23 protein-coding genes are annotated in these 17,803 nt (G+C 60.8%); 2 read left to right on the forward strand and 21 right to left on the reverse strand.

Annotated features, from left to right (window positions below):
* Positions 1-284 precede the first annotated feature (284 nt).
* Positions 285-623 carry a DUF1048 domain-containing protein gene (locus NUH19_RS03240; RefSeq protein ID WP_262315131.1) on the forward strand — a complete coding sequence of 113 codons (339 nt, stop codon included), beginning with the start codon at positions 285-287 and terminating at the stop codon, positions 621-623.
* Between the two features lie 191 nt (positions 624-814).
* Here the strand turns inward: NUH19_RS03240 and NUH19_RS03245 are convergent, their stop codons facing one another.
* Positions 815-1,960 (reverse strand): GGDEF domain-containing protein, encoded by a 1,146-nt coding sequence (locus tag NUH19_RS03245; protein ID WP_262315132.1) that lies wholly within the window; start codon positions 1,958-1,960, stop codon positions 815-817.
* Positions 1,961-2,316: 356 nt separating this feature from the next.
* Here NUH19_RS03245 and NUH19_RS03250 point away from each other — a divergent pair, with 356 nt between their 5' ends.
* Positions 2,317-5,280 (forward strand): LPXTG cell wall anchor domain-containing protein, encoded by a 2,964-nt coding sequence (locus NUH19_RS03250; protein ID WP_262315133.1) that lies wholly within the window; start codon positions 2,317-2,319, stop codon positions 5,278-5,280.
* Between the two features lie 751 nt (positions 5,281-6,031).
* Here NUH19_RS03250 and rpsI read toward each other — a convergent pair.
* The 20 genes from rpsI to rplR all read right to left on the reverse strand — a co-directional run bounded on the left by rpsI (position 6,032) and on the right by rplR (position 17,775).
* On the reverse strand, positions 6,032-6,424 hold the full coding sequence (gene rpsI, locus NUH19_RS03255; protein ID WP_225046493.1) for a 30S ribosomal protein S9: 393 nt from the start codon (positions 6,422-6,424) through the stop codon (positions 6,032-6,034).
* Between the two features lie 13 nt (positions 6,425-6,437).
* Positions 6,438-6,884 carry a 50S ribosomal protein L13 gene (rplM, locus tag NUH19_RS03260; protein WP_225046492.1) on the reverse strand — a complete coding sequence of 149 codons (447 nt, stop codon included), beginning with the start codon at positions 6,882-6,884 and terminating at the stop codon, positions 6,438-6,440.
* A gap of 166 nt (positions 6,885-7,050) precedes the next feature.
* Entirely contained in the window at positions 7,051-7,182 is a 132-nt protein-coding gene (locus NUH19_RS03265) for a hypothetical protein (RefSeq protein WP_262315134.1), read from the reverse strand.
* A gap of 71 nt (positions 7,183-7,253) precedes the next feature.
* Positions 7,254-8,021, reverse strand: coding sequence for a tRNA pseudouridine(38-40) synthase TruA (gene truA / locus NUH19_RS03270; RefSeq protein WP_262315135.1), 768 nt, complete (start codon positions 8,019-8,021; stop codon positions 7,254-7,256).
* Positions 8,022-8,086: 65 nt separating this feature from the next.
* Positions 8,087-8,881 (reverse strand): energy-coupling factor transporter transmembrane component T family protein, encoded by a 795-nt coding sequence (locus NUH19_RS03275; RefSeq protein WP_262315136.1) that lies wholly within the window; start codon positions 8,879-8,881, stop codon positions 8,087-8,089.
* Complete coding sequence (locus tag NUH19_RS03280; protein ID WP_262315137.1) at positions 8,874-9,740, reverse strand: energy-coupling factor ABC transporter ATP-binding protein; 867 nt, start codon at positions 9,738-9,740, stop codon at positions 8,874-8,876. The genes NUH19_RS03275 and NUH19_RS03280 overlap by 8 nt, the downstream gene beginning before the upstream one ends.
* Positions 9,716-10,552 carry an energy-coupling factor ABC transporter ATP-binding protein gene (locus tag NUH19_RS03285; protein WP_262315138.1) on the reverse strand — a complete coding sequence of 279 codons (837 nt, stop codon included), beginning with the start codon at positions 10,550-10,552 and terminating at the stop codon, positions 9,716-9,718. The genes NUH19_RS03280 and NUH19_RS03285 overlap by 25 nt, the downstream gene beginning before the upstream one ends.
* A gap of 232 nt (positions 10,553-10,784) precedes the next feature.
* On the reverse strand, positions 10,785-11,087 hold the full coding sequence (locus tag NUH19_RS03290) for a hypothetical protein (protein WP_262315139.1): 303 nt from the start codon (positions 11,085-11,087) through the stop codon (positions 10,785-10,787).
* Positions 11,088-11,454: 367 nt separating this feature from the next.
* Positions 11,455-11,835 (reverse strand): 50S ribosomal protein L17, encoded by a 381-nt coding sequence (rplQ, locus tag NUH19_RS03295; protein WP_225046486.1) that lies wholly within the window; start codon positions 11,833-11,835, stop codon positions 11,455-11,457.
* 21 nt (positions 11,836-11,856) lie between these two features.
* Positions 11,857-12,795: a DNA-directed RNA polymerase subunit alpha gene (locus NUH19_RS03300; RefSeq protein WP_262315140.1), complete on the reverse strand. Its 939-nt coding sequence runs from the start codon at positions 12,793-12,795 to the stop codon at positions 11,857-11,859.
* Positions 12,796-12,861: 66 nt separating this feature from the next.
* Positions 12,862-13,251 carry a 30S ribosomal protein S11 gene (gene rpsK / locus NUH19_RS03305; protein WP_125706033.1) on the reverse strand — a complete coding sequence of 130 codons (390 nt, stop codon included), beginning with the start codon at positions 13,249-13,251 and terminating at the stop codon, positions 12,862-12,864.
* 21 nt (positions 13,252-13,272) lie between these two features.
* Positions 13,273-13,638 carry a 30S ribosomal protein S13 gene (gene rpsM, locus NUH19_RS03310; RefSeq protein ID WP_262315141.1) on the reverse strand — a complete coding sequence of 122 codons (366 nt, stop codon included), beginning with the start codon at positions 13,636-13,638 and terminating at the stop codon, positions 13,273-13,275.
* 32 nt (positions 13,639-13,670) lie between these two features.
* On the reverse strand, positions 13,671-13,787 hold the full coding sequence (gene rpmJ, locus NUH19_RS03315) for a 50S ribosomal protein L36 (RefSeq protein ID WP_125706037.1): 117 nt from the start codon (positions 13,785-13,787) through the stop codon (positions 13,671-13,673).
* Positions 13,788-13,873: 86 nt separating this feature from the next.
* Complete coding sequence (gene infA, locus NUH19_RS03320) at positions 13,874-14,092, reverse strand: translation initiation factor IF-1 (RefSeq protein ID WP_225046482.1); 219 nt, start codon at positions 14,090-14,092, stop codon at positions 13,874-13,876.
* 137 nt (positions 14,093-14,229) lie between these two features.
* Positions 14,230-14,886: an adenylate kinase gene (locus NUH19_RS03325; RefSeq protein ID WP_262315142.1), complete on the reverse strand. Its 657-nt coding sequence runs from the start codon at positions 14,884-14,886 to the stop codon at positions 14,230-14,232.
* A 22-nt stretch (positions 14,887-14,908) separates the two neighbouring features.
* A complete protein-coding gene (secY, locus tag NUH19_RS03330) occupies positions 14,909-16,222 on the reverse strand; it encodes a preprotein translocase subunit SecY (protein ID WP_262315143.1) in 1,314 nt (437 codons plus the stop codon).
* On the reverse strand, positions 16,222-16,662 hold the full coding sequence (rplO, locus tag NUH19_RS03335) for a 50S ribosomal protein L15 (RefSeq protein ID WP_225046479.1): 441 nt from the start codon (positions 16,660-16,662) through the stop codon (positions 16,222-16,224). Before rplO ends, secY begins: the two co-directional genes overlap by 1 nt.
* Before the next feature lie 31 nt (positions 16,663-16,693).
* A complete protein-coding gene (gene rpmD, locus NUH19_RS03340; RefSeq protein WP_262315144.1) occupies positions 16,694-16,879 on the reverse strand; it encodes a 50S ribosomal protein L30 in 186 nt (61 codons plus the stop codon).
* A gap of 11 nt (positions 16,880-16,890) precedes the next feature.
* On the reverse strand, positions 16,891-17,394 hold the full coding sequence (rpsE, locus tag NUH19_RS03345; protein ID WP_262315145.1) for a 30S ribosomal protein S5: 504 nt from the start codon (positions 17,392-17,394) through the stop codon (positions 16,891-16,893).
* Between the two features lie 21 nt (positions 17,395-17,415).
* Entirely contained in the window at positions 17,416-17,775 is a 360-nt protein-coding gene (gene rplR, locus NUH19_RS03350; protein ID WP_262315146.1) for a 50S ribosomal protein L18, read from the reverse strand.
* Between the last annotated feature and the right edge of the window lie 28 nt (positions 17,776-17,803).

A 17,803-nucleotide genomic window follows, 5' to 3' on the forward strand; every position in this document is an offset into this window, starting at 1 on the left:
CGGATCAAAAACCGGCGCCGTAATTACCAATTAGTATAGCCAGAACGTTTTGAACGCGTTTTCGAATCTCAAGTTAAGTTGATATTTCGGAAATATTTTTCGATTTTCGCCTGCCGCAGCTCACCCGCTGAAAACTCGGCCGGCTAGTTGACATCACGGCTACTCATTGTTATTATGTACCGGTACCTAGTGATAACATTTAGCTTAGCAAGACTGTGCGTCTCAACCGCCGCCCGATGGCAATAACCGGCGACGCGGCGACGACCAGTCAGAGGAGACCGACCATGACAACGGGATTGACCAAGATGATTCGCGATAAGAAGCGCTACAGGCAGTTTTTGAAGGACGTCAACGCCCTGCCGGCACCTTACGCCCAGACGCTGTTGGCGCTGCAGGCCTACCTGTGGAACTTCGCGCGGAGCGGCGACTTGATAGAGCCGCTGGAGGAGATGCTGCGCATGTTTCAGGAAAGCGCGGCCGAGCAAGTGCCGGTCGCCCAGATTGTCGGGCCCGACCCGGTGGAATTCGCTGCCAACCTGATGGCCCAGTACCCAGACGACCTGTGGCTGATCAAGTACCAAAACCGACTGCGCAAGCAGGTCGAAGCCGCCGAGCAACAGTAGGCGACCACCGGCACGGCGGGTCCAAAAAAGCAGTTCAACGATTGGTTGAACTGCTTTTTGGCGTCCCGCCGCGGAGGCAGCCACCACGCCGCCTCACCGGTCAACCGGCACCGCTTGGCCACGGGCAGCCGTCACGTTCCATCACGCGGTGGCGGTCAGGCCCCGCCACCAGACGGCCGCCACGCCGCCGGTCAGGACCCTTGGCCGCCGGTGCCATCCGCCTGCGGGACAATGCGGTTGCGGCCGCTGTGCTTGGCCGCGTAGAGGTTGCGGTCGGCCTGCTTGTAGACGTCCTCGGCGCTGTAATCCGCGTCCTGCACCCGGGCCTGGCCGATCGAGCAGGTGATGGTCAGCCCCTCTGCCACGTCGTTGAACTGAACGAGCTGCAGCAGCTCCAGGAAGCGGTCACCGATTGCCTGGGCCGCGGCCTGGGACAGGTCGGTTCGGGCGATGATGGCGAACTCTTCACCGCCCAGCCGGTAAGCGGTCGCCGAGAACGGCAGCCCGTCGGCAAAACCGGCCAGCTCACGCGCCAGCCGCCGCAGCACGGCGTTGCCGCCGAGGTGGCCGTAAGTGTCGTTGATCTGCTTGAAGTGGTCGAGGTCGCCTTCAAACACCGAGTAGCCCGTGCCGTTTTTCTGAAACTCGGCAAAAAGCCGCCCGAGCTCCTTGGTGAAGGTGCCGAAGTTTTGCACCCCGGTCAGCTCATCGACCCGCGTCTGCACCACCAGGCGGTTGGTGCGAGCAAGCGTTCCGGCCAACAAGGCGGCCGCCCCGTGACCCAGCCCGGCCAACAGCGCCAGGCCCAAGAGCTCGCGGCCCCAAAACGCCGGCCCGGGTGCCGGCGCCACCCACTGCGCCTGGGCCACCAACAAGCCGGCGGCCAGCGCAATCAGCAGCCCGAATTCAACCAGGCCGTGCCGCTGCCGCGCCGCTGCTGCGGCGAATCGCCCCGCAAGCGCCGCGACGGCGACCAGCAACCCCGCGACCGCAAGCCACGTGGCGCGGTGGCCGAGCGCGACCAGCGCATAGGCCGCAAGCATCGTCCCACCCAGCCAGGCCCGTGGCCGCCCGAGCGGCCTTAGGCTGAGCAGCGCAAGCGCCACGATCAGCAGGTTCAAGGCGGTCCAGCGCGTCGCCGCGTTCAACAGCAACCCGCCCAGGTACAAGGTCCCCACCACCGCGCCGGCGCCTAGCAGCGCCTCGCGATGCGCCACGACCCAGGGTGCGGCGGTGCTGGCCCGAACCCAAGTGGCGAAGGCGAGGCCGCCGAGCACGACCAGCAGTGCGGTGCCCAGCGCCAGCACGTCGGACAATAAGAAATTAAACTGACTCATAAGCTTCCCCAAAAATGAATTTCATCACCCCTCAAGAATAGCACAAAACCCCGCGGCGGTCGGCGGAGATGTCCGACCCGTCGGCCGATAAATAACGGTAGGTTGACCCCGTTGACTGGGCCGCAATAAGGCGCTAAACTCGCCGTATAAGTATTTTTATAACATGCTTACATCGTTCTATTTATTGTGATTTCGATGAGAACATCTCGAAACTCGCGTGCATATATGCAAATCCGGCGAAGCAGGCGGAAATCCACATGCATATATGTAATTTTCGGCTGCGATGGCGGGCGCAACAATTATCGATCACGACCGATATTGCAGCCGAGCAAATAAAGTTTGGAGGCACACGTATTATGACGCAAACACGTCAGGATTATCGAGCGCAACGGCTCCCCCAAGGGCCGACCCTACATAAAGGTAAGTTGACACTTGCCGCCACGCTGGCGGCGGCCGCAATCACCGGTATCGGCGGCCACGCCGTCGTGCAGGCCGACACAACGGCCCCGACCCCCGCCCCGGCCGATCAGACCCAGCCGACCACCACCGCGACGGCAACCAGCGCCACCCCGGTAGAGCAGGCGCAAGCGGCCGTCACCACCGCCCAGGCCCAAGCCACCACCGCGACGCAGGCACAGGCCGCGGCACAGGCCAAAGCCGATTCGGCGACCGCAGCCGAAACCAAGGCCGCCCAAACCGTGACCGCCGGTGAGGCCCAGGCCCAAGCGGCCGCCCAAACCGTGAAGGCGGCCCAAGCCAGTGTCGCCACGGCGCAGGCCGACGTCACCGCCGCCCAAAGCGCGGCCGAACACGCCACCCCGGCCGATCAGGCGGCCGCGGCGCAGGCCGTGACAGAGGCTACGGCCGCCGTTGCGGCCAAAACCGCAGCCCAGACCAAGGCCCAGTCAACCGTTGACGCGGATGCCGGCACCGTCCAGACCGCCAAGACCGCCGTCACCACCGCCACCCAGGCGCAGGCCGAGGCCAAGGCCCAAGCCGCGACGGCCGACGCCGCGGTGGCTGCCGCAGCCAAGAAAACCGACACCGGCAAGGCCCTGACGGCACTCAACAACGCCAAGGCCGCCGAAGCAAAAGCCCAGGCCGTCGTCGACCAGGCCCAGGCCGCCGTCGCCGCTGCGACTAAGGCGAGCGACAACGCCGCCACTGCCCAGGCCAAGGCCGCCTTGACCACTGCCCAACAAGCACTCACCAAGGCCACAGCCAACCTGACCGCCGCCAAGGCCGCCGTCAAGACGGCCCAAACCGGCGTCACCACGGCGCAGCAGGCACTGGATCAGGCCACCGCGGCCTTGACCGCCGCCAAGCGCCAATCCAGCACCAAGAGCGGCGTCAAGGTGACCGTCACCGCAACGCTGAAGAAGGCGGTGACCAAGTACATCCAAGACACCCAGGCCCAAGCCAGCGTCAAGACCCGCGTCGCCGACATGAACGCGATCAACCAGGCGTTCGGCGGCGACTCCGCCAACGGCCATTTGACCCTCGCCTACACCGGCAACACCGCCAACGACAAAAAGGTCTTCAAGATCTCGCGCGACTACAACGACACGCTCAAGCAGCTGAACTCCGCCGAGATCACCGAGCTGGTGCAGACGCTGGCCGGCGCCATCAACGAGATTCGCACCCAGTTCGGGATCATCGACAAGGTCGGCGCGGTCAAGGTCAACCAAGACACCATCGCCTTGGCCAAGGCCGTCAATGCGGCCGCGGTCAAGGGTGGCGACATCACCGATACTTTGGACCACCTCGCCAAGACCTCGGGCGTCGACGAGAACCTGATCATCCAGCAAGTCGTGTCCGATGACCAAGACGTCGGCATCGCGGATTGGTCCGTCACGCAACACACCATGACCTTCAAGGAGGTCAAGGAACGCGCCTTGATGGCCTTCGTCTTCAATCAGGTCTACAGTGTCGGGGCCGACATCTACGCCGACCGCACCGCCACCGTTGAGAACGACACCACCTTCTTGCCCGGCAAACAGATCCTGGGCATCGCCAACTACCAGTTGGCCTCGATTGCCGCTAACGGCGTCCACGACGCCTTCTTCGGGGCCTGGGACACCTTCTTCGGCGCCGACCCGGCGACCATGGAGGCCTACCGCATGATTTTCGTGCCGGACACCGCCGCGTCTTTCGGCAACGCCGCCAATTTTGACCGCACCGTGATCACCACGCCTGGCCTGACCAGCGGTGCCAAGGTCGACACCACCAAGCAGGCGGCGGCCGTCGCCACCGCCACCGCCCAGCTGACAGCCGCCAAGGCGGCGCTGACCCAGGCCAAGGCCGCGCAGACCGCGGCGCAAACAGGCGTCACCACCGCCACTGCCGCCGTCGCCCAAAAGAAGGTCACCCAGCTGACCGCCGGCAGCAAGGCCAACGCCGCCGCACTGGCCGCCGCCCAAAAGACGCTGGCCAAGGCCCAAGACGCACTAAAAAAGGCCCAGGCCGCAACCGCCAAGGCGCAGACCGCCTACACCAACAGCCTGAAGTCGCAGTCCGAACAGGCCGCCGCGCTGAAGCAGGCCCAGGCCACCGCCGCTGCCGCCCAGGCCGCGCTGAAGCAGGCCACGTCAACGCTGACCAGCGCCAAGCAGGCACTGACCGCGGCCCTCGCCAAGCAAAAAGCCGACACGACGGCGCTGACCGCCGCCAAGGCCGCAGTCGCCAAGGCTCGGGCCGCGTTGGTTGCGGCCCAAAAGCAGGCCGCCCTGCTGGCCGATGTGCCGGCGGCCCAAGCGTCGGCGTTAGCCGCCCTGGCCGCGGCGAAGACCGAACTGGCCGCGGCCCAAACCGCCTACGACCAGGCCACGGCCAAGCTCGCCGCCTTGAAGCAATCCCTAACCGCCGCCAAGACCACCGCTCATACCGCCAAGGCGGCGCTGGCCGAGGCCACAGCCGCAACCGCCGCCGCCCAAACCAGGCTCGCCGCCGCCAAAACCAAGCTGGCCAAGCTGACCCACACGGAATCGCTTGAGGACAATGTGGCGCGTCAGCAACACGCGCTGGCCGGCAAGCCGGCCGCCGGCACCGCGACCCACGCAGTCGCCGTCGCCCACCCGGGCAAGCTAACCGCCGTCGCGGCCGGCGCGGCTGACAAGGCCGGCGTGACCGCCGTCAACCCGGTGATCGCGGCCGCACCAACTGCCACGACCACCGCGACCGGCGCCGCCAAGGCTGCCGGCCGCGATCTGCCGCAAACCGGCGAGGCGACCCGGGCGGCCGCCTTGCTGAGCGTGACCGGCGTGGCCGCGCTGCTCTCGCTGTTCGGCCTCACCGGATGGCGCAAGCGCCGCGAGTACTAACATTTCCGAAGCATTGAAAAACCGCCAGACCGAATTGAGGGACCCCATAATCATCAGACGCCTTGTCTAATGATTGCCCGGGACTCAATGGTCTGACGGTTTTTGCTTGCCGTGGCCACGGTGCCGCGGTCCAAGCGGTGACGCCGGCAGGCAATCGTCGACCCGCGCCACGCAGCGCCTGGCCCACACCGGCCCCAAATGCGCCGGACGCGCCGAAGCCACCCAGCGACTTGCGCTCGGCGGCTAAGGCTTGCTGATTGGTGATTGACGCTGGTTTCGCCCCCGCGAGCCGGCACAGGTCGACTCGCGGTACATGCTGGCTGGTACAAGCTCCCTGTCAGTTCGGCACCGCAGCTACCTCGCAAGCGAGTAGGCACCGGACTGTGCGGCAGGAAGATGGTGGTCCACACCCTGGTGGTCGGTCCCAATCGGAGGGGACCGTTGCGCGAAAACGTCGGCGTTGTTGCCTGGTACGGCATGGCATGAGTGGGGTACTGGGAATGCTTATGTCCCGGACCGTTCCCCATAGACAGTGGTCGTGCTGCGGCTGTGATCAAAGCCGCCTCCCCGTCCTAAGATAATCATCTGAGGCTAGTGTAAGCCCTGTCATTTTGCCCGTCAACTTTTTAGCTCGCCACGTGGCGCAGAAGGCACAAAAATAAGCCCACTCGCAATGAGTGGGCTTACCTTGTCCGTAAGCCGGACCAGTCGGCCGCCGAAGCAACCGCTCGCAGCATCGAATCGAGAACGATTAACGCTTGGAGAACTGACTAGCCTTACGGGCCTTCTTCAGACCTGGCTTCTTACGTTCCTTCATGCGAGGGTCACGCGTGAGCATGCCGGCACGCTTGAGGGGACCGCGGAAGTCTGGGTCAACGGTGAGCAGCGCACGGGAAATCCCGTGACGAATGGCACCGGTCTGACCGGTGAAGCCGCCGCCATTGGCGTTAACCAAGACGTCGTACTGACCGGTGGTTTCGGTGATACCGAAAGGCTGGGTCAGATCAAGGATCAGGTTTTCATATGGCAGGTAGTCGTGGACGTCCTTGCCGTTGATTGTGATTTTGCCGGAGCCAGGAACCAGACGGACCCGGGCAACGGAGTTTTTGCGGCGACCAGTGCCGCTGTAAGATACTTGAGCCACAGTTGTATCCTCCTTAGATTAGGTTGGTGATGTCGAGTACTTCTGGCTTCTGTGCTTCGTGGGAGTGATCTTCCCCGGCGTACACGTGAAGCTTCATGAATTGCTGGTGACCAAGCGTGTTCTTGGTAGGCAGCATCTTCTTGACAGCGTATTCGACCAAGCGTGCTGGGTCGTTCTTCAGCAGATCGCCAGCAACTTCATGCTTCAAACCACCTGGATGTTGGCTGTGACGGTAGTAGATCTTGTCGCTGGCCTTGTTGCCGGTCAGCTTCAGGTTCGCGGCGTTGATGACGATGACATTGTCACCGGTGTCAACGTGCGGGGTAAAGGTCGGCTTGTTCTTGCCGCGCAGGATGGAAGCGACGACGGAAGCCAAACGGCCAAGGCTGATGTCCGTTGCGTCGATCACATACCATTTACGTTCGATTTCGCCTGGCTTAGCCATAAATGTTGTACGCACGATTTGTTTCCTCCAATGTTTCTGTGCTTGTTTGACACGTCATAAGTTTCCGGGGCTTATCGTGGGGCAAACAATACCAGCTACTAACATACCAAAAATGCGGCGGGAAGTCAACGCGACTGACGCGTTTTTCGCGTCAACTCCACCAGGCGTTTCCCAGTAGCCATCACGCCTGAATCTTCGGGCCACGCAGCACCACGCCACCGCAGCCGCCCAGCAGCGCCGTCAGGCCCAGACACAGCGCGAACACCGCCGCCCAGCCGAGCCGCTGGCCCAACCACGCGCAACCCGGGGCCAAGCTCACCGCCGCATCCGCCGCCCCGCGACGGCCGCCTTGCCGGTCCGCTACCCAACAGGCGCCAACGCCCGTCACTGCCGCGCCCGGTCGTCCTCCGGGTAGTACACTTCCTTCAGGTACAGCCCCGAGGCCGGGGCGGTGCCGCGAGCCTGCTGGCGGTCCAACACCTCGTACAGGCGCAGGAAGTCGTGAACCGGGCGCCGGCCGTTGCCGATTTCCAGCAGCGTGGCGACCAGGATCCGCACCATGTTGTAGAGAAACCCGTTGCCGTAAAACTCAAACACGATCTCGTTTCGCGCGACGTCTTCTCGCACGGTCGCCTCGTAAATCGTGCGCACCTTGTCGACAATCACGCCGCCGCTGGCCGCAAAGCTCGTGAAGTCGTGGGTCCCGACGACATCCGGCAGCGCCGCGCGAATCAGGTCGAGATCCAGGGGGTACGGGTAGTGGCCGGTGTAGAGGCGGTTGAACGGGTCGGTGAAGCGGCCACGCGCAACCCGGTACAGGTAGCGCTTGCCGATGGCCGAGTACCGGGCGTGAAACGCGCTGGGGACGATCTCGGCCTTCAGGATCTCAATGTCCAGGGGCATCAGCGAGTTCATCGCGAGCAGCATCGACCGGGCGGGAATATTTCCCGGGAAATCAAAGGAGACCACCTGGCCCAGCGCATGCACCCCGGAGTCGGTGCGACCGGAGCCGTCGACGTGAATGGACTCGCACTTGGCCATTTTGCCCAAGGCCTTTTGCAACACCCCCTGCACCGTGCGTTGGCGGGGCTGCACCTGGTAGCCGGCGAACTTGGTACCGTCGTAAGCCAGCGTCAGTTTGTAATGCGTCATCGTATGCCTTTCCGGCAGTCAAAAGCGGCCGACCACATGGCCCGACCGCCGACTGCAACACTTGTCTACGCGCGAAGCAGCACCAGCGCCGCCGTCAAGACCACCATCGCGAGTCCGGCGAACACGTCGGCCCTGTGATAGTTCAGGACGCGGTACTTGGTGCGGTTGTCGCCGCCCTGGTAGCCACGGGCATCCATCGCCGTCGCGAGGTCCTCGGCAATCGTGAACGAATCCACGAACAACGGAATCAGAAGCGGCACCACCGCCTTCATCTGCTGAAACAGGTTGCCGGAGCCAAAATCGACCCCCCGGGCCCGTTGCGCGTTCATAATCTTGGTCGTCTGGTCCATCAGGGTCGGCACGAAGCGCAGCGCGATCTGCAGCACCAAGGCCAGCTCGGTCACCGGCACGTGTAACTTACGCAGCGGCCGCAGCAGCGACTCCACCGCATCCGCCAGAGACAGCGGCTGCGTGGTCAGCGTCAGAAGCGTCGAGACGAAGATGATCAAGACGAAGCGCATGAAGATGAACGCGCCGTTGACCAGCCCGAACTGCGTGATCGCCAGCCACCCGAAGGACCAATACGTCGGTCCCCCCTTGGTGAAGAAAATCTGCAGCACGACGGTGAACAGGATCAGCCAGATCATCGGCCGCACCCCACGCAAGAAGAAGCCCAATTTGATTTTGGATGCGGCGAGCATCGCCATGGTCACGGCGAACATCAGCAGGTAAGACTGCCAATTGTTGGCCAGGAAAATGATGGCGATGTAATAGAAGCTGGCCATCAGCTTGGTTCGCGGATCCAGCCGGTGGACCCAGGAGTCGCCGGGCAGGTAACGCCCTAGCAGCAGCTTATTCACGGGCGTCCCCTCCAATCTGTGGCAGCAGCTGATCCGCCAAGGCGCCGGCGGTCAGCGGCAGCGGATCGAACTGGAAGCCCTTGGCCGCCAGCTTCTCGGCCATCACCGCCGTTTTGGGCAGCCCCAGCGAGTGCTGACGCAGCCAATCCGGGTCGGCGAACACTTCGGCCGGGGTCCCTTGCCGCACCAGCTCGCCGTTTTGCATCACCAGCACGTTGTCGGCGTAGTCGGCCACGTCGTCCATCTGGTGGGTGACCAGCACGATGGTCAGCCCCGACTCCTGGTGCAGCCGGTTGAACATCTGCATCATTTCCTGGCGGCCGGCGGGATCAAGCCCCGCGGTCGGCTCGTCCAAGACCAGCACCTCCGGCTGCATCGCCAGCACCCCGGCGATCGCCACGCGGCGCATCTGGCCGCCCGACAGGTCAAAGGGCGAGCGTTCGAGCAGCGCCTCCGGCAGCCCCACCAGCGGCATCATTTTGGCCGCCAGCGCCAGCGCGTCCTTCTCAGGCACCCCGAAGTTCTTGGGGCCAAAGGCGATGTCTTGCGCCACGGTCTGCTCGAACAGCTGATTTTCGGCGAACTGGAACACCATGCCGACCTTCTGGCGCAGCGGCCGCAGGTTCTTGTTCGACGTCTCGCTGGTGATGGTGAAGTCGCCGATGGTCACGGTGCCGCTGGTCGGCTTGATCAAGGCGTTCAGATGCTGCAGCAGCGTCGACTTGCCGGAGCCGGTGTGGCCGATGATGGCCGTGTAGGCACCGCCCTTGATGGTGGTGCTGATGTCCTTGAGTCCCAGCCCGGAGAACGGTGTCCCGGCCTGGTACGTGTAGCTCACATGGTCGAATGTAATGTCCATAAGTAATCCACCAGGCCTTCCTCAGACAGGTATGTCGCCGGCACCTTGACGCCACGCGCCGCCAGTGCCGCCTTCAGCTTCTCCGGGTACGGGACGTCCAGCCCCAGCTTGATCAGCTCGGGACCGTAGGCGAAGATCTCATCCGGCGTCCCCGCCTCGCGAATCTCGCCGTCGTTGAGCAAAATGACGCGGTTGGCCTTGGCCGCCTCGTCGATATCGTGGGTGATCGACAGCACGGTCAGGTCGGTGTCCGCCCGCAGCTTCTGGATCAGCGCGACAATCTCGGCACGGCCGGCGGGGTCCAGCATCGACGTCGCCTCGTCCAAAATGATGATGTCCGGGCGTTGCGCCACGATGCCGGCGATCGCGACGCGCTGCTTTTGACCGCCCGACAGCCGTGCCGGCTCACGGGTCGCAAACTCGCTCATCCCGACGGCCTCAAGCGCGTCTCGCACCCGCACCAGCATCTCCGGCCGCGGCACCCCGCGGTTCTCCAGCCCGAACGCGACATCGTCGGCCACCGTCGCGCCGACGAACTGATTGTCCGGGTTCTGGAACACGATGCCGACCTTGGCCCGGATGTCCCACACGGTGTCTTCGGCCAGCGTCAGGCCGCCGACCACCACCGTGCCGGAATCCGGCGCCAGCAGGCCGTTGATGTTCTTGGCCAGCGTCGACTTGCCCGACCCGTTGTGGCCGATGATGGCGACCCACTCGCCTTGATGCACGGTCAGGCTGATGTCCTTGAGCGTGGGATGATCCGCATCCGGATAATGAAAATTCAAATGATCGATCGTGATCGCTTCGGCCATGATGCCCCTCTTTTCCGATTTTGCATGACGGAATCATGATACCATATTTGCATCTGTCATGCTTCTAAAACGCTAACTGTATCACTCTCACCACGCCACTGTCACCGCAACCACCGCACCGGGTCACCGAATCCCGTGCGGCCACGCGGCACCTGATTCCCCGCGCTGACGCCGCCGGCCTGAAAACACCAAAAAGGCGGCCCCGTGGTGGCGGTCGCCTTTTGATCTGGGCTCACCCCATGTACGACCGCCGCCCGTTGCGGTACAGGTCGTCGCCGTCGTAGCGCACCGCATTGACGGCGAAGGTGTTGTCCGGATTGATGTCGATGGCGTTGGCGGGAATGTAGCTGGCGGCGCTGGTTTGCATCATGGCCCCAAGCGTCTTGGCCGTCACCTTGCGCGAGGCCCCGGCGGTGATCTGCTTGTTGACCGGGCTTCGCACGTAGCGAACCTCGCCGTCTCGATAGGTCACGCGCAAAAACAGGTTCGGCAGCATCGCCACGCCTTCAACGCGTGGCACGGTAGCGTCTGTCATGGTCGTCCCCACTTTCTCGTTGCGTCAGCGGCGTCCTCTCGACACTTCCATCGTAACACGGCCACCCGCCGGCGGAAAAGCCAGACCCCGTGGCCGCCGCCGGCACCACGGCCGGTGCGGCCCGGTGGCAGCGCCGCGCGACCACACGAAAGGCCCCCGCTTTCGCGGAGGCCCAGTATGTAAAAAAAATCATTTGAGATGGAGACACCGGTTGCCCGGTGCTCGCAAGCTAGACTCGGCAGGCCGAGGCCTGGGGCTGACGCCCATACCAAAAGGTAGCCAACATCGTAACGCTCCATCGATCAAATGATCAAAGTGAACCGGCCACGGGGGTCGGCTCGGTTTTGAAAAAAGTGGTCAGGCGAACTTAGACGAGTTCGATGATGACCATTTGTGCGGCATCGCCACGACGAGGCGCGGTCTTCAACGTGCGGGTGTAACCGCCGTTGCGTTCTGCGTAGCGTGGGGCAACGTCAGAGAACAGCTTCTGCAGGGCAGACTGAACGACTACCTTGTCGCCGTCTTCCTTGACGTCCGCGATTTCGTTGCGCAGGAATGCGGCAGCCTGACGGCGTGCGTGCAAGTCGTTGCGCTTGCCCAAGGTGATCATCTTTTCCGTCGTGGAGCGGATTTCCTTGGCGCGGGCTTCGGTCGTCGTGATCCGTTCGTTGATGATCAGATCCGTCGTCAGATCGCGAAGCAGTGCTTTACGTTGAGAGCTCGTACGCCCTAATTTCCGGTAACTCATGGATTGGCCTCCTTTACGAGATTAATCTTCTTTGCGCAGACCCAGGCCCAAGTCGGATAACTTGTTCTTCACTTCTTCAAGTGATTTGCGGCCGAGGTTGCGCACCTTCATCATATCGGCTTCTGTTTTGTTGGTCAGTTCCTGAACCGTGTTGATGCCAGCACGCTTCAGGCAGTTGTAGGAGCGAACAGACAAGTCGAGCTCTTCGATGGTCATCTCGAGCATCTTTTCCTTGTGAGTCTCTTCCTTTTCAACCATGATTTCGGCGTTCTTGGCTTCATCGGTCAAGTTGACGAAGATGTCGAGATGTTCGGTCAAAATCTTCGCGGCCAGGCTGATGGCCTCGCGCGGAGAGATCGAACCATTAGTCCAAACATCCAAAGTCAGCTTGTCGAAGTCGTTACGCCGCCCAACACGAGCACTTTCAACTTGGTAGTTGACCCGACTGATGGGGGTGAAAATGGAGTCGACAGGCAGTACCCCGATCGGCATGTCGTCGCTCTTGTTTTGGTCCGCCGGCACGTAGCCGCGACCAGTGCGAACCGTCATCCGAACGTGGAAGCGGCCGCCCTCAGCAACGGTACAGATGTACTGCTCAGGGTTAAGCACTTCGACGTCACTATCGGTCACGATGTCGGCAGCCGTCACCGTTGCCGGGCCGGCCACGTCGATCTCGACGGTTTTGTCATCATCCGCGGTCATCTTCAAAGCGAGCTTCTTGATGTTGAGGATGATCTGGGTGACGTCTTCCAACACGCCGTCAATCGTGGAGAACTCGTGGAGCACACCGTCGATTTGGATGTTGGAGACCGCAGCACCAGGCAAAGAGGATAACAGGATGCGACGCAGCGAGTTACCTAACGTGGTCCCGTAGCCGCGTTCGAGCGGCTCGACCACGAACTTGCCGTAGTTGGTGCTTTCGTCAACTTTGGTGATGTTCGGCTTTTCAAATTCGATCATCTAGTCTGTACCCCTTTCAAAACGAGAAGTGAACATTGTCAACCAAGACGAGTCGTCTGGTCACAATTACACACGACGACGCTTTGGAGGACGGGAACCGTTGTGCGGAACCGGTGTAACATCGCGGATCGCGGTCACTTCAAGTCCAGTTGCCTGGAGGGAGCGAATCGCGGCTTCACGACCAGAGCCAGGGCCCTTGACGGTGACTTCAACAGACTTCATGCCGTGTTCCATGGATTCCTTCGCTGCGGCTTCCGCGGCCATCTGAGCGGCGAAAGGCGTGGACTTACGGGAACCCTTGAAGCCAAGGCTACCAGCTGAGGACCAAGCGATCGCGTTGCCGCGAGGGTCGGTGATCATAACGATCGTGTTGTTGAACGTGGAGTGAATGTGAGCCACACCGGACTCGATGTTCTTCTTCACCCGGCGCTTACGAGTTGTTTTGCGTGCTGCCATCGAATATTACCTCCTTCTTAATTATTTCTTCTTGCCGGCAATGGTAACTTTCTTACCCTTGCGCGTCCGTGCGTTGTTCTTGGTGTTTTGACCGCGAACAGGCAGACCACGGCGGTGACGGATCCCACGATAGGAACCGATTTCCTGAAGCCGCTTGATGTTCAGGCTGACTTCGCGACGGAGATCGCCTTCAACCTTGATGTTGTCAACGGCTGCGCGGATCTTGTCTTCTTGATCTGGGGTCAGGTCTTCTTGGCGGACGTTTTCAGGAACGCCTGCTTCCTTGAGGATCTTCTGAGCGGTGGTCTTGCCGATCCCAAAAATGTAGGTCAGGGCAATAACGATTTGCTTACCACGTGGTAAGTCGACACCAGCGATACGAACCATACGATGGACACCTCCTATTTGTGTTTTAGGTTTTAGCCTTGGCGTTGCTTATGCTTTGGGTTAGCAGGGCAAATGATCATGACACGGCCTTTGCGGCGGATCACTTTGCAGTGCTCGCACATCTTTTTAACAGATGGACGTACTTTCATGATTAAGCCTCCTCTGGGTGGGCCATAATGCGGCCCCGGTTAAGTGGATATCTTGTCAGGCACGTGGCAAGGGCTGCAGCGCAACCCTACTTGAAGCGGTACGTGATCCGGCCCTTGGTCAGATCGTACGGCGACAGCTCCACGGTCACCCGGTCGCCAGGCAGGATGCGGATGTAGTGCATCCGAATCTTCCCGGAGACATGGGCCAGGATGGTCGCCCCGTTTTCAAGCTCGACTTGGAACATCGCGTTCGGTAAAGTATCGACCACGGTGCCTTGAATCTCGATTACATCGTCTTTTGCCACTAAGAATTTCCTCCTAAATGTCTGGTTCTACGCGCGAAAAGGGTGAGGCCACTGGCACTCACCGCACATACCGCGATATTGTACCATAAAAAATGAATTTTGAAAACAGTCAGGGGTATTTGCAAAAGACGCGTGATCTACTTGGCGATCGCCTTCAAGATCTTCTCGATCTCTGCAAAGACCAGGTCAATGTCTTGGTCCCCATTGACTTCAAACAAGAGGTTGCGGGACTTGTAGAAGTCCAGCAGCGGGGTGTTCATCTCAATGTTGACCTTGAGGCGGTTCTTCACCGTTTCGGGCTTGTCGTCGTCGCGCTGGAAGAACTCGTGGCCGCCGCAGCGATCGCACGTGCCGGCCACCTTGGTTGGGTGGTACAGCTTGTGGTAGGTCGCCCCGCAGGTCTTGCAGATGAACCGGCCGGAAAGGCGATCCACCAAGACCTCGGGTTCAACGGCGATGTTGATCACGGCCTCGACCGGCTTGGCCAGGTCGGCCGTGATCTGCTCGAGCGCTTCCGCCTGCGCAATGGTGCGTGGGAAGCCGTCCAGCATGTAACCGGCGTCGGTGTCGGACTCGCCTAAGCGTTCCTTCACGATGGCCTCGGTCACCTCATCCGGGACCAAAGACCCGGAATCCATGTAAGACTTGGCTTTGAGTCCCAGCGCCGTGCCGGCCGCCATGGCCGCACGGAACATGTCCCCTGTACTGATGTGGGCAATGGGGTACTCGGCCTCGATTTTCTCGGCCTGGGTCCCCTTACCTGCACCGGGAAGTCCCATTAAAATGAGATTCACGTTGCATCCTCCTCGAAATTGACTAGTCTGTGATGAGATCGTCTCGAATGAAGCCGACGTACTCGCGCTTCATCAAGAGTCCGTCCAGCTGGCGAACCAGCTCAACGGCGGTCATGACCACGATCAGGAGGCTCGTGCCGCCCAGCCCGATGGACTGTGGCAGGCCCCAGATGTTCGCGGCCAGCTGTGGCATCAGGGCCACAACGCCCAGGAACAGTGCCCCGACGGTGGATAACCGCATCAAGACGCCGGACATGTACTTCTCGGTCTCCTTACCGGGCCAAACACCTGGGATGTAACTCCCCTGCTTGGTGAGGTTTTCGGCGACCTTCTCCGGGTTGACCTGGACGAAGGCGTAAAAGAAGGTGAAGACGACGATCAACAGGGTGTAGATCGCGGTCCCGGCCGGCTTTTGCATGTTGAAGATGTTGGTCATCACTTGGTACCAACCATCGCCGGCATGCTTGGCCTGAAAGGCCATCAGAATGGTCTGCGGGGTCACGATGAACGAGCTGGCGAAGATGACCGGAATCACCCCAGCCACGTTGACCTTCAGCGGCAGGTAGGAATTGCTCCCCGCTGCCGTGACGCGCCGCGTGTACTGGATTGGAATCTTCCGGTTGGCTTGCTGCACCCAGGTGACGAAGGTCACGACGGCGATCAGCAAAACCGCCAGCGCGATCAGGAACAACGCGCCCTTCCAACGGTCGCTCGGATCGTTGTTGACGATGTTGTCCGTGAAGAGCTGCTGGAAACCGCTTGGGAGACGTGCGATGATCCCGGCAAAGATGATCATCGACACGCCGTTGCCGATCCCCTTATCGGTGATCTGCTCACCCATCCAAGTCAAAAGCATCGTGCCGCCGGTCAGGATAATCCCGATGACGACATAGGTCTCGATGCTCGGGTTCTTCACCAGGCCGTATACGGACAGGGTTTGGAACCCGGCCGTGATCCCAATTGCCTGGAAGAACCCAAGGCCGATGGTCAGGTAACGGGTGACCTGGTTCAGCTTGCGCCGACCGACCTCCCCTTGCTTGCTCCATTCGACGAACTTGGGCACGATGTCCATCTGCAACAGCTGGACCACGATCTGCGCCGTGATGTATGGTGAAACCCCCATGGAGAAAATCGAGTAGTTCGAAAGGCCGCCACCACTGACAGTGTCAAGTAACGGGATCAAGCCACTCTCACTGATTTTGGTCAACGCCGAAGCATCGACGCCAGGAACCGAGATCTGAGATCCTAACCGGTAAACCAGCAAAACGCCTAAGGTGAAGAGGATCTTGTTGCGGATCTCCTTGACTTTGAGCGCGTTAATGAGGGTCTTCAGCATTAGATCACCTCGATCGAACCGCCTGCGGCATTCACCGCTTCAACTGCAGCTTCGGACGCCTTGTTGACCTTGATGGTCAGCTTCTTGTCGAGTTGACCGTCAGCCAGCAACTTGATGCCGTCCTTCGCGTCCTTGACCAGGCCGCTTTCGATCAGCAATGCTGGGTTGACTTCGGTCCCGTCTTCGAACTTGTTGAGATCCTTCAAGTTGATCACAGCAAAGTCCTTCCGGTTGATGTTCTTGAAACCGCGTTTTGGCATGCGGCGGAACAGTGGCATCTGGCCACCTTCGAACCCAAGACGGGTCTTGCCGCCCTGACGTGCCAGTTGGCCTTTTTGACCCTTACCGGCGGTCTTACCCTGACCGCTGGAAGTACCGCGGCCGAGGCGCTTGCCGTGTTGGCGTGAGCCTTCGCTTGGCTTTAATTCATGCAACTTCATACTCTAGGACACCTCCGTTTCGTGTGTAGTTTTAGTCCTTGATCTCTTCAACGGAAACCAAGTGGGAAATCTGGAAAATCGCACCGCGGGTGGCTGCGTTGTCGGGCTTAACAACAGAGCTGTTAACCCGACCAAGACCGAGTTCCTTCACAATCGTGCGTTGCTTAGGCAACCGGTGAGCAGCACTCTTGGTCAACGTGATTTTTAATTGAGCCATTATGTGCCCTCCTAGTCTTGTAAGTGAGAAACGGACACGCCGCGAAGATCTGCGGTTTCTTCAATCGTCTTGAGCTGCTTGAGCCCTTCAACGGTTGCGCGGATCATGTTGATCGGCGTGTTGCGGCCGAGGGACTTGCTGGTAACGTCAGAGATACCGGCGAGTTCCATGACGGCACGGACAGCGCCCCCAGCAGCGACCCCGGACCCTTCAACGGCAGGCTTCAGCAGTACTTCGCCGGCGCCGAAGTGACCGATCACTTCATGCGGAATCGTCGTGCCGACGACCGGCACTTCGATCAGGTTCTTCTTGGCGTCTTCAACGGCTTTGCGGATCGCTTCAGGCACTTCCTGCGCCTTACCGGTACCGAAGCCGACGTGGCCGTGCTTGTCGCCGACGACCGCGATGGTTGCAAAACGCAGCCGACGACCACCTTTGACAACTTTGGTGACGCGGTTGATCGCAATGACGCGGTCTTCCAAGTCGAGTTGGTTTGGATCGATGTATGATGCCATGTGTTGGTTATCCTCCTTTGATTAGAATTCGAGGCCGTTTTCACGCGCAGCTTCAGCTAAAGCCTGCACGCGACCATGATAGAGGTAACCACCACGGTCAAAGACCACATCTTTGTGACCGGCGGCAATGGCCCGCTTGGCGATCAGTTCACCAACGGCGGTTGCCTGGGCGGTCTTGTTGTCGGTTGCGGCAATTTCTTTATCAAGAGTGGAGGCACTTGCTAGCGTCACACCCGCTACGTCATCAATTAATTGCGCGTAGATGTTCTTGTTAGAACGGAAAACGTTCAAGCGTGGGCGCTCGCTCGTACCAGAAATCTTACCCCGGACACGCGCGTGACGCCGCTGCCGAGTTTTGTTTTTATCTGGCTTAGAAATCACAATGTTCACCTCTTGTTTAGTTTGCTAA

Origin of the sequence: Lacticaseibacillus parakribbianus, assembly GCF_025490915.1 — a bacterium.
Classification (GTDB): Bacteria; Bacillota; Bacilli; order Lactobacillales; family Lactobacillaceae; genus Lacticaseibacillus; species Lacticaseibacillus parakribbianus.

Bases quoted from the DNA above. Each gene is read 5' to 3' on its own strand.
- rpmJ (WP_125706037.1), bottom strand. From the start codon at position 13,787: ATGAAAGTACGTCCATCTGTTAAAAAGATGTGCGAGCACTGCAAAGTG.
- rpsK (WP_125706033.1), bottom strand. From the start codon at position 13,251: ATGGCAGCACGCAAAACAACTCGTAAGCGCCGGGTGAAGAAGAACATC.
- truA (WP_262315135.1), bottom strand. From the start codon at position 8,021: ATGACGCATTACAAACTGACGCTGGCTTACGACGGTACCAAGTTCGCC.
- NUH19_RS03245 (WP_262315132.1), bottom strand. From the start codon at position 1,960: ATGAGTCAGTTTAATTTCTTATTGTCCGACGTGCTGGCGCTGGGCACC.
- rpmD (WP_262315144.1), bottom strand. From the start codon at position 16,879: ATGGCTCAATTAAAAATCACGTTGACCAAGAGTGCTGCTCACCGGTTG.
- rpsE (WP_262315145.1), bottom strand. From the start codon at position 17,394: ATGGCATCATACATCGATCCAAACCAACTCGACTTGGAAGACCGCGTC.
- rpsM (WP_262315141.1), bottom strand. From the start codon at position 13,638: ATGGTTCGTATCGCTGGTGTCGACTTACCACGTGGTAAGCAAATCGTT.
- secY (WP_262315143.1), bottom strand. From the start codon at position 16,222: ATGCTGAAGACCCTCATTAACGCGCTCAAAGTCAAGGAGATCCGCAAC.
- NUH19_RS03240 (WP_262315131.1), top strand. From the start codon at position 285: ATGACAACGGGATTGACCAAGATGATTCGCGATAAGAAGCGCTACAGG.
- NUH19_RS03290 (WP_262315139.1), bottom strand. From the start codon at position 11,087: ATGACAGACGCTACCGTGCCACGCGTTGAAGGCGTGGCGATGCTGCCG.
- NUH19_RS03285 (WP_262315138.1), bottom strand. From the start codon at position 10,552: ATGGCCGAAGCGATCACGATCGATCATTTGAATTTTCATTATCCGGAT.
- NUH19_RS03250 (WP_262315133.1), top strand. From the start codon at position 2,317: ATGACGCAAACACGTCAGGATTATCGAGCGCAACGGCTCCCCCAAGGG.
- NUH19_RS03280 (WP_262315137.1), bottom strand. From the start codon at position 9,740: ATGGACATTACATTCGACCATGTGAGCTACACGTACCAGGCCGGGACA.
- rplQ (WP_225046486.1), bottom strand. From the start codon at position 11,835: ATGAGTTACCGGAAATTAGGGCGTACGAGCTCTCAACGTAAAGCACTG.
- rplO (WP_225046479.1), bottom strand. From the start codon at position 16,662: ATGAAGTTGCATGAATTAAAGCCAAGCGAAGGCTCACGCCAACACGGC.
- NUH19_RS03300 (WP_262315140.1), bottom strand. From the start codon at position 12,795: ATGATCGAATTTGAAAAGCCGAACATCACCAAAGTTGACGAAAGCACC.